8 protein-coding genes and 1 riboswitch are annotated in these 9,417 nt (G+C 69.7%); of the genes, 7 read left to right on the top strand and 1 reads right to left on the bottom strand.

The genetic code is table 11. The annotated features are described in order from the left end of the window. Positions 1 to 133 precede the first annotated feature (133 nt). Positions 134 to 1,381 (top strand): Ig-like domain-containing protein, encoded by a 1,248-nt coding sequence (locus tag ACFXB5_RS47030; protein ID WP_385220437.1) that lies wholly within the window; start codon positions 134 to 136, stop codon positions 1,379 to 1,381. Between the two features lie 22 nt (positions 1,382 to 1,403). Here ACFXB5_RS47030 and ACFXB5_RS47025 read toward each other — a convergent pair whose 3' ends face one another. Further along, positions 1,404 to 1,805, bottom strand: coding sequence for a hypothetical protein (locus ACFXB5_RS47025; RefSeq protein WP_201856973.1), 402 nt, complete (start codon positions 1,803 to 1,805; stop codon positions 1,404 to 1,406). A 211-nt stretch (positions 1,806 to 2,016) separates the two neighbouring features. Here ACFXB5_RS47025 and ACFXB5_RS47020 point away from each other — a divergent pair, with 211 nt between their 5' ends. The 6 genes from ACFXB5_RS47020 (at position 2,017) to ACFXB5_RS46995 (ending at position 9,267) form a co-directional block, all read left to right on the top strand. Next, positions 2,017 to 2,637, top strand: a complete 621-nt coding sequence (locus tag ACFXB5_RS47020; RefSeq protein ID WP_201856918.1) for a heme-copper oxidase subunit III — start codon at positions 2,017 to 2,019, stop codon at positions 2,635 to 2,637. Between the two features lie 69 nt (positions 2,638 to 2,706). Continuing rightward, positions 2,707 to 3,516, top strand: a complete 810-nt coding sequence (locus ACFXB5_RS47015) for a c-type cytochrome (RefSeq protein WP_385220433.1) — start codon at positions 2,707 to 2,709, stop codon at positions 3,514 to 3,516. Continuing rightward, positions 3,513 to 4,568: a Rieske 2Fe-2S domain-containing protein gene (locus tag ACFXB5_RS47010; RefSeq protein WP_385220430.1), complete on the top strand. Its 1,056-nt coding sequence runs from the start codon at positions 3,513 to 3,515 to the stop codon at positions 4,566 to 4,568. Before ACFXB5_RS47015 ends, ACFXB5_RS47010 begins: the two co-directional genes overlap by 4 nt. Then, positions 4,565 to 6,202 carry a cytochrome bc complex cytochrome b subunit gene (locus tag ACFXB5_RS47005; RefSeq protein WP_385220427.1) on the top strand — a complete coding sequence of 546 codons (1,638 nt, stop codon included), beginning with the start codon at positions 4,565 to 4,567 and terminating at the stop codon, positions 6,200 to 6,202. The genes ACFXB5_RS47010 and ACFXB5_RS47005 overlap by 4 nt, the downstream gene beginning before the upstream one ends. A gap of 146 nt (positions 6,203 to 6,348) precedes the next feature. Then, entirely contained in the window at positions 6,349 to 7,422 is a 1,074-nt protein-coding gene (gene trpD, locus ACFXB5_RS47000) for an anthranilate phosphoribosyltransferase (RefSeq protein ID WP_385220424.1), read from the top strand. 135 nt (positions 7,423 to 7,557) lie between these two features. Continuing rightward, positions 7,558 to 7,676, top strand: a riboswitch (SAM riboswitch). Positions 7,677 to 7,878: 202 nt separating this feature from the next. Then, positions 7,879 to 9,267, top strand: coding sequence for an aminotransferase class V-fold PLP-dependent enzyme (locus tag ACFXB5_RS46995; protein ID WP_385220421.1), 1,389 nt, complete (start codon positions 7,879 to 7,881; stop codon positions 9,265 to 9,267). The last annotated feature ends 150 nt before the right edge of the window (positions 9,268 to 9,417 follow it).

Here is a 9,417-nt window from a genome sequence, read left to right as displayed (position 1 = left end):
GGTCCGGACACCTCCCCAGGTGTCCGGACCCCGCTCGTACGTCGCGGGCCCGTACGGCCCCGCCGGGGCCGCCGGTTCACTCCGGTGCCGCACTCCGCGCGCCGTTCCCGGACACCCTTCTTACGTTGGCTCCATGAGCCACACACCTCGATCACTCAGAAGCCGGGCGGTGCTGACCTGCGCCCTGCTGGTGGCGCCGCTGATAGCGGGTCTGAGCGGATGCGGGGGATCCCCCGACCCCCTGTCCGCCAAGCCGTACGACGCCGCCGATCAGATCTCGTTCAGCGGTGACGGCGACGGCCGCAAGGCCAATCCGGACAAGCCGCTCGAAGTGACGGCCAAGGACGACGACAGCCGGATCACGGATGTCACGGCCACCGACGCCGCGGGCCGCTACGTCCGGGGCGAGCTGACCGACGACGGCAGGCACTGGCGCAGCACCGTGCCGCTGGCCGCGGGCGCCCACTACACGCTGAAGGTGTCCACAGAGGACTCCAATGGCGCTCCGGGCCGGCGCACCGTCGACTTCACCACCAGCTCCGCCCACCGGCTGCTGAAGGTCACCTTCGGCCCCAAGGCGGGGGAGTACGGGGTGGGGCAGCCCATCACGGCCAAGCTGAGCCGGCCCGTCAAGGACCCCTCGGCCCGCGCCGTGATCGAGCGCGCCCTGAAGGTGGACGCACGGCCCGCGGTGGAGGGCGTCTGGCACTGGGTGAACAGCCGGAACCTGCACTACCGCCCGCAGGAGTACTGGCCCGCCCACGCCACCATCACGGTCCACTCCAACCTCAAGGGCATCCGGATCGGCGGCGGGCTCTACGGCGGCGAGGCCAAGTCGCTGCGGCTGACCACCGGCGACCGCCTCGAGGCCCTCACCGACTCCGGCACCCACCAGATGACGGTGAAGCGCAACGGGGTGCCGATCCGGACCATTCCGATCACCACCGGTATGCCCGGATTCGACACCCGGAACGGCATCAAGGTCATCCTGGCCAAGGAATCCGCCGTACGGATGACGGGCGCCAGCATCGGCCTCGGCGCGGGCTCCTACGACCTGATGGTCTACTGGGCCGCCCGGGTCACCAAGAGCGGTGAATACGTCCATGCCGCGCCCTGGTCCACCGGTTCGCAGGGCTACGCCAACGTCAGCCACGGCTGCACGGGCATGAGCACGGCGAACGCCCAGTGGTTCTTCAACACCGTGCGCCTGGGGGACATCGTCCAGGTGGTGCACAGCAATGGAGACGACATGGCGACATTCGACAACGGCTACGGCGACTGGAACATGGCCTGGGCGGACTGGCGCAAGGGCAGCGCCGTCGCCTCCGGTCAGTCCGACGCCACCCCCGCCGACTCCGCCCGGCTCCGACCCCAGGTCTGAGCAGACGGTGCGGACGGTGCGGTCAGGCGCCCACGGAGAGCCGCTTGCGGAGCAGCCCGGCCAGCGCGTCCGCCAGGGCCACCGGGTCCACCGGATGCGTGACCGCGGCCTCCGCGCGGCTCCAGGTGGCCAGCCAGGCGTCCTGCGGGCGGCCGATGAGCAGCAGCACCGGCGGGCACTGGAAGATCTCGTCCTTGATCTGCCGGCAGACGCCCATCCCGCCCGCGGGCGCCGACTCACCGTCCAGCACACAGGCGTCGATGCCGCCCTCCTCCAGCGCCGAGAGAACGGCCGGGAGGGTGGCGCACTCCAGGAACTCCACCGGGGGTACATCGGCGGCGGGCCGGCGCCCGGCCGCCAGGCGCACCTGCTCGCGGGTGCTCACGTCATCGCTGTAGACCAGCACCGTCGCGGTGGGCCGCATCATGTCCTCCGGGCGAAGTAAGTGATCTGCCGGGCTCCTGAGGCGGATGCTACTCCCGTACAGCCGTCCGGAGGAGGGGGCGTACGGATCTCTCCCTCCTTCGAGGGACTGTCCGGAACAGCCCCGACGAGCAGGGTCGATGTCCTTGACGCGGCCCTTGACACTCCGAACGGGACCCCCGGGAGTGAGTGCTGGATAAGCGACCGACATAATGTCGGTCGTGGCGACAGCAACGACAGTAGAAACCGGGCACGCGCACCCGTCGGTCAACCGGCCGAACCTCACCAGCGTCGGAACCATCATCTGGCTGAGTTCCGAGCTGATGTTCTTCGCGGCCCTCTTCGCGATGTACTTCACCCTGCGATCGGTGACCGGAGCCGAGCACTGGAAGGAAATGGCGTCCTCGCTGAACTTCCCGTTCTCGGCGACGAACACCACGATCCTGGTGCTCTCCTCCCTCACCTGCCAGCTCGGCGTCTTCGCCGCCGAGCGCGGCGACGTGAAGAAGCTGCGCTCCTGGTTCGTGATCACCTTCATCATGGGCGCGATCTTCATCGGCGGTCAGATCTTCGAATACACCGAGCTGGTCAAGAAGGACGGGCTTTCGCTCTCCTCCGACCCCTACGGCTCGGTGTTCTACCTGACCACCGGCTTCCACGGCATGCATGTGACGGGCGGCCTGATCGCCTTCCTGCTTGTCCTGGGCAGGACGTACGCGGCCAAGAGGTTCACCCACCAGCAGGCGACGGCGGCCATCGTCGTGTCCTATTACTGGCACTTCGTCGATGTCGTCTGGATCGGCCTCTTCGCCACGATCTACATGATCAAGTAAGCCGGTCACCGCACCGGAATCACGTCCTTAACAGCATCGACGCAGAAGATCCTGACACCGGGGTAATCCGTGAAAAAGCTCTCCGCACGACGGCGCCATCCGCTGGCTGCGCTCGTCGTCCTACTCTTCGCGCTGGCGGTCACTGGGGGGCTGTACGCCGCGTTTTCGCCGAGCGAGGCGAAGGCCGACGACAGCTCCGCCCAGTCCCTCGCCATCGAGGAGGGCAAGAAGCTCTACGCCGTCGGCTGCGCCAGCTGCCATGGCACGGGCGGTCAGGGGACCTCTGACGGCCCGAGCCTGGTCGGCGTCGGCTCCGCCGCCGTGGACTTCCAGGTCGGCACCGGCCGTATGCCGGCGCAGCAGCCGGGCGCCCAGATGCCGAAGAAGAAGAAGGTCTACTCGGACGCCGAGACCGAGCAGCTCGCGGCCTACATCGCGTCGCTCGGTGCGGGTCCGGTGACGCCCACCAAGGGCGAGTACAGCCCGGACGGCGCGGACGTCGCGAAGGGCGGGGAGCTCTTCCGTACGAACTGCGCGCAGTGCCACAACTTCGCCGGTAAGGGCGGTGCCCTCACCAACGGCAAGTACGCGCCGGCTCTCGACGGGGTCAGCCCCAAGCATCTCTACGAGGCCATGCAGACCGGCCCGCAGAACATGCCCTCCTTCCCCGACACCGTGATGCCGGAGAAGAACAAGCAGGACATCATCGCCTACCTCGACACGGTCAACAGCGACAAGAGCAAGACCCCCGGGGGTCTTGAGCTCGGTGGGCTCGGCCCGGTGAGCGAGGGTCTGTTCGGCTGGGTCTTCGGCATGGGCGCGATGATCGTCCTCACCATCTGGGTCGCCGCCCGGACCGCAAAGGCCAAGAAGTCATGAGTAGCCACGAGATTTCAGAAGCAGAAGACAAGCTGCCGGAAGCGCGGGGGGCCGAGAGTGCCGTAAGGCCGGCCGAGGACCCGTTCGCCGACCCGGGGCTGCCCCCGCACGAGCACCGTATGCAGGACATCGACGAGCGGGCCGCGAGGCGCTCCGAGCGCACCGTCGCCCTGCTCTTCACGGTCTCGATGCTGGCCACGATCGCCTTCATCGCCGCGTATGTGGCACTCCCGGTCGACAGGTACATCTACGTCTTCCCGATCGGGCACATCAGCGCGCTGAACTTCGCGCTGGGGCTGACGCTCGGCATCGCGCTGTTCACCATCGGCGCGGGCGCGGTCCACTGGGCCCGCACCCTGATGTCCGATGTGGAGGTCGCCGACGAGCGCCACCCCATCGAGGCCAGCCCCGAGGTCAAGTCGAAGGTCCTCGAGGACTTCGCCACCGGCGCCAAGGAGTCCGGCTTCGGCCGGCGCAAGCTGGCCCGCAACACCCTCTTCGGCGCGCTCGCGCTGGTGCCGCTCTCCGGCATCGTGCTGCTGCGGGACCTCGGTCCGCTGCCGGGCACCAAGCTCCGGCACACCAAGTGGGCCAAGGGCAAGCGGCTGATGAACTACAACACCATGCAGCCGCTGCGCCCCGAGGACATCGCCGTCGGCTCGCTCACCTTCGCCATGCCCGAGGGCATGAGCGAGGAGCAGCACGACTTCCAGACGGAGATCGCCAAGGCCGCCCTGATGCTGGTCCGGCTGCAGCCGGAGAACATCAAGGACAAGCGCGAACTGGACTGGTCGCACGAGGGCATCGTCGCGTTCTCCAAGATCTGCACCCACGTCGGCTGCCCGATCAACCTCTATGAGCAGCAGACCCACCACGTCCTGTGCCCCTGCCACCAGTCGACCTTCGACCTCTCCGACGGTGGCCGAGTGATCTTCGGTCCGGCCGGTCACGCACTGCCGCAGCTGCGGATCAAGGCCAACGACCAGGGGTACCTCGAAGCCATGGGCGACTTCTCGGAGCCCGTCGGTCCTGCTTACTGGGAGCGCGGATGAGTACTTCAAGCGACAGCGCCGCGCAGCGCCGGGGCAAAGCGCCCGCGGGTGAGCGCGTCGCGGACTGGGCCGATGGCCGGCTGGGCATCTACAGCCTGGCCAAGGCCAATATGCGCAAGATCTTCCCGGACCACTGGTCCTTCATGCTGGGCGAGGTCTGCCTCTACAGCTTCATCGTCATCATCCTCACGGGTGTGTACCTGACGCTGTTCTTCCACCCCAGCATGTCGGAGGTCGTCTACGAGGGCCCGTACGTCCCGATGCAGGGCGTGCGGATGTCCGAGGCGTTCCAGTCGACCCTCGACATCAGCTTCGAGGTGCGGGGCGGTCTGCTGATCCGGCAGATCCACCACTGGGCCGCGCTGGTCTTCCTCGCCGGCATGTTCACGCACATGATGCGCGTGTTCTTCACCGGTGCGTTCCGCAAGCCGCGTGAGATCAACTGGCTGTTCGGCTTCCTGCTGTTCTTCCTCGGCATGCTGACCGGCTTCACCGGCTACTCGCTCCCCGACGACCTGCTCTCCGGCACCGGTCTGCGGTTCATCGAGGGTGTGTTCCTGTCGATCCCGGTGGTCGGCACCTACATCTCGATGTTCGTCTTCGGCGGCGAGTTCCCCGGCACCGACCTCATCGCGAGGCTCTACCCGGTCCATGTCCTGCTGCTGCCGGGCATCATGCTCGGCCTGCTGGTGGCGCACCTGATCCTGGTCTTCTACCACAAGCACACGCAGTACCCCGGGGCCGGAAAGACCGAGAAGAACGTCGTCGGCATGCCTCTGCTGCCGGTCTACATGGCCAAGGCGGGCGGCTTCTTCTTCCTGGTCTTCGGTGTGATCGCGGTCCTCTCCGCGGTCGCGACCATCAACCCGATCTGGACCATCGGCCCCTACCGGCCCGACCAGGTGTCCACCGGCGCCCAGCCCGACTGGTACATGGGCTTCGCCGAGGGTCTGGTCCGTGTGATGCCCGGCTGGGAGATCAACGCCTGGGGCCACACGCTCGTCCTGGGCGTGTTCATCCCGATCGTGCTCTTCCCGCTGGTCCTGTTCGCGATCGGGCTCTACCCGTTCATCGAGTCCTGGATCACCGGCGACAAGCGTGAGCACCACATCCTGGACCGCCCGCGCAACGCCCCGACCCGTACGGCCTTCGGTGTCGCCTGGCTGACCGCGTACTTCGTGATGCTGATCGGTGGCGGTAACGACCTGTGGGCCACCCACTTCCACCTGTCGATCAACTCGATCACGTGGTTCGTGCGGATCGGCTTCTTCGTCGGCCCGGTCCTGGCGTTCATCGCCACCAAGCGGATCTGCCTCGGCCTCCAGCGGCGCGACAAGGACAAGGTGCTGCACGGCCGGGAGACCGGCATCATCAAGCGGCTGCCGCACGGTGAGTTCATCGAGGTCCACGAGCCGCTCTCGCAGGAGCAGCTGCACACGCTCACCCAGCACGACCAGCCCGAGCCCTACGAGATCGGCCCGGAGGTCGACGAGAACGGGGTCAAGCGGAAGATAAAGCGTTCCCAGAAGCTCCGTTCGAAGCTCTCCAAGGGCTATTACGGCGGGGACAACGTCATTCCGAAGCCGACCCGGGAGGAGCACCACGAGATCACCAGTGGCCACGGCCACCACTGATCTCCCGGTACCCCTTCAGCGACCGGTTTCTTCATACAGCGACGCCACAGACCAGGGCCCCGGCCGTGCGGCCGATAGGCTTGCGACGGGCCGCTGAAGTGCGCGGACCCCTTCCCTGCCCACCCCCACGGATCCAGGAGCGGACCATGGACGTTGTGACCCCCGCCGGAGGCGACAGCACCGCGACGGCCCGAACCTGGCCGGACGTACTGAGCTCGCTGATCGCCGGCCGGGACCTCGATGCCGACGACACCGCATGGGCCATGGACCGGATCATGCGGGGCGAGGCCACCGACGCCCAGATCGCCGGTTTCGCGATCGCGCTGCGCGCCAAGGGCGAGACGGTCTCCGAGGTGGCCGGTCTGGTACGGGCCATGTACGAGCACGCCCGGGTGATCGAGGTGCCCGGGGAGACCGTGGACATCGTGGGCACCGGCGGCGACCGCGCCAGGACCGTCAACATCTCCACCATGTCCGCGCTGGTCGTCGCCGGTACCGGCGCACGGGTGGTCAAGCACGGCAACCGCGCCGCGTCCTCCGCCAGCGGCGCCTCCGATGTGCTGGAGAAACTCGGCGTCAATCTGGACATCACCCCCGAGCGGGTGGTCGAGGTCGCGGAGGAGGCGGGGATCACCTTCTGCTTCGCGGTGAAGTTCCACCCGTCGCTGCGGCATGTCGCCTCGGCCCGCCGCGAGCTGGGCGTCGCCACCCCGTTCAACCTGCTCGGCCCGCTGACCAACCCGGCGAGGGTCACCTGCCAGGCGACCGGGGTCGCCGACGCCCGTATGGCGCCCATCATCGCCGGGGTGCTGGCCGAGCGCGGCTCCTCCGCGCTGGTCGTCCGGGGCGACGACGGGCTGGACGAGCTCACCGTGACCACGACCTCCCAGGTGTGGGAGGTCCGGGACGGCGTCGTGCGCCAGGAGACGTTCGACCCCCGGGACGTGGGCGTCGAGCGGGCCCCCGTGGAGGCCCTGCGGGGCGCGGACGCCTCGTACAACGCCGATGTGGCCCGCCGGCTGCTGGCGGGCGAGCGGGGCCCGGTCCGGGACGCGGTGCTGCTGAACTCGGCGGCGGCGCTGGTGGCGCTCGAGCGGGAGCCGGGCGACAAGCCCCTGACGGACCGGATCGGGGAGGGTGCGGCGCGGGCCGCCGAGTCGATCGACTCGGGCGCGGCGCGCGACGTCCTGGAACGGTGGGTCCGGGCCACCCACGCCTAGGGGGCCGGCGGGTCCTGGCTCCGCCGGGTGGTCCGCCGGACACCCCCTTACGCGGGACCCTTACGGCGCTCATGCCCTGTCCGGGATGCGGACAGGGCATGAGCGCCGGCGCCCGACATGGCATACTCCTGCCCAGGTCACGAGCGACAGCGACTACGGCCCCGGCCCGCTGTCCGGCAACCCTCCGTCCGTGGCGGGGTGCCCCGGGTGATGACCAGGCCGCCAGGCAGCGAGGCCGGCGGCAAGCGCGGACCCCTCGCACTAGGGGTCCTGGTGGTCGAGGGAGTTCTTCCGTGATGCAGCGAATGCGTTAGGGCCGAGCGGCCCCGTCTCTCCTCATGTGCTCCGCGCGGTGCGGCCGTGCGTCGAGCGATTTTCCGCGCCCTTACGGCCGGCTCGCCGCCGCCGTTTCGGTGCGCGTCACGCATTCCTTCGCCCCCTTAGGGAGACTTCGCCATGTCCGCGCGCCCTGCTGCCACCGCCACCGCTTCCACCACCGCTGTCGCCGCCTGTGAACCGCTGCCCGTGCTGGGCGGCGATGTCCTGGTTCCCCTCGTCACTGGTGGCGAGGTGACCTACGCGGCGCTCGACTACGCCGCCAGCGCCCCCGCGCTGCGGCGGGTCTGGGACGACATCGCCGCGTACGCGCCCTACTACGGCAGCGTGCACCGCGGGGCGGGCTACCTCTCGCAGCTGTCCACCGACCTCTTCGAGAACAGCCGTAAGGACGTCGCCGCATTCCTGGGCTGCCGCGAGGACGACCAAGTCGTCTTCACCCGCTCCACCACCGATTCGCTCAACCTCCTGGCCGCCGTGGCACCCCGGGGCACCGAGGTCTTCGTCTTCGAGACCGAGCACCACGCCTCGCTGCTGCCGTGGGAGCAGCGGGAGGACGTCACCGTCCGCTACCTCAGCGCCCCGCGCTCCCCGCGGCAGGCGGTGGAGACGCTGGAGAAGGCGCTCGCGGGGCGCGCCGAGGGCCCGGCGCTGGTGTGCGTGACCGGCGCGTCCAATGTCACCGGCGAGCTGTGGCCGGTGCGGGAGCTGGCCGAGGCCGCGCACGACCACGGCGCCCGTATCGTCCTGGACGCCGCGCAGCTGGCCCCGCACCACCCCGTGGACATCGCGGAGGCGGACGTCGACTGGGTGGCTTTCTCCGGGCACAAGCTGTACGCGCCCTTCGGGGCCGGGGTGCTGGCCGGGCGGGCGGACTGGCTGCGGGAGGCCCGGCCGTACCTGGCGGGCGGCGGCGCCAGCCGTAAGGTGACGCGCAGGGACGACGGCGGCGTCGACGTCGAGTGGCACACCACCGCCGCCCGGCACGAGGCGGGCTCGCCGAACGTCATCGGCGTCTACGCGATCGCGTCGGCGTGCAAGGCGCTGACCGAGGCCGGTTTCGCGGGCCTGGTCGCCCGTGAGCGGCAGCTGATCGAGAAGGTGCGGGCGGGGCTGGCCGAGGTGCCCGAGGTGCGGGTGCTCTCGCTGTTCGGCGATGACGCGCCCCGGGTCGGCGTGCTGTCGTTCGTGGTGGAGGGCTGGAACAGCTCCCACTTCGCGGCGGCGCTCTCCGCGGAGTACGGCATCGGCGTACGCGACGGGCTGTTCTGCGCCCATCCGCTGGTCCGCACCCTGCTGGACAGCGAGCCCGACGAGCCGGGCGAGTGCGGCGCGCCCGAGGCCGCGCCGGGGGAGCGGTCGCTGAACGCGATCCGGGTCAGCTTCGGGGCGGGCACCCCGGACGAGCATGTGGAGCGGTTCGTGGGCGCCGTGAAGGAACTGGTGCGCGACGGCGCCCGGTGGAGCTACCGCACCGAGGACGGCCGCTGCGTCCCGGACCGCGGCTGAGGCCTCTGGGCCCCTGGGCCAGAGGGTTCGGGGGCGCCAGGCCCGCCGGGGTGTCCGGCGGACCACGCGGCGGGGGGGGGCGCGCGGGCGGCGGCGCGCCCCCCCCCCCCCCCCCCCCCCGCCCCAACGAGCGCACCCCCGCCGGCGGCG

Source organism: Streptomyces sp. NPDC059455, from assembly GCF_042750115.1.
Classification (GTDB): Bacteria; Actinomycetota; Actinomycetes; order Streptomycetales; family Streptomycetaceae; genus Streptomyces; species Streptomyces endocoffeicus.
Note: the sequence above shows the minus strand (reverse complement) of the source record. Positions and strands in the feature narration are given on the sequence as shown.

Bases quoted from the DNA above. Each gene is read 5' to 3' on its own strand.
- ACFXB5_RS47030 (WP_385220437.1), top strand. From the start codon at position 134: ATGAGCCACACACCTCGATCACTCAGAAGCCGGGCGGTGCTGACCTGC.
- ACFXB5_RS47025 (WP_201856973.1), bottom strand. From the start codon at position 1,805: ATGCGGCCCACCGCGACGGTGCTGGTCTACAGCGATGACGTGAGCACC.
- ACFXB5_RS47020 (WP_201856918.1), top strand. From the start codon at position 2,017: ATGTCGGTCGTGGCGACAGCAACGACAGTAGAAACCGGGCACGCGCAC.
- ACFXB5_RS47010 (WP_385220430.1), top strand. From the start codon at position 3,513: ATGAGTAGCCACGAGATTTCAGAAGCAGAAGACAAGCTGCCGGAAGCG.
- ACFXB5_RS47005 (WP_385220427.1), top strand. From the start codon at position 4,565: ATGAGTACTTCAAGCGACAGCGCCGCGCAGCGCCGGGGCAAAGCGCCC.
- trpD (WP_385220424.1), top strand. From the start codon at position 6,349: ATGGACGTTGTGACCCCCGCCGGAGGCGACAGCACCGCGACGGCCCGA.
- ACFXB5_RS46995 (WP_385220421.1), top strand. From the start codon at position 7,879: ATGTCCGCGCGCCCTGCTGCCACCGCCACCGCTTCCACCACCGCTGTC.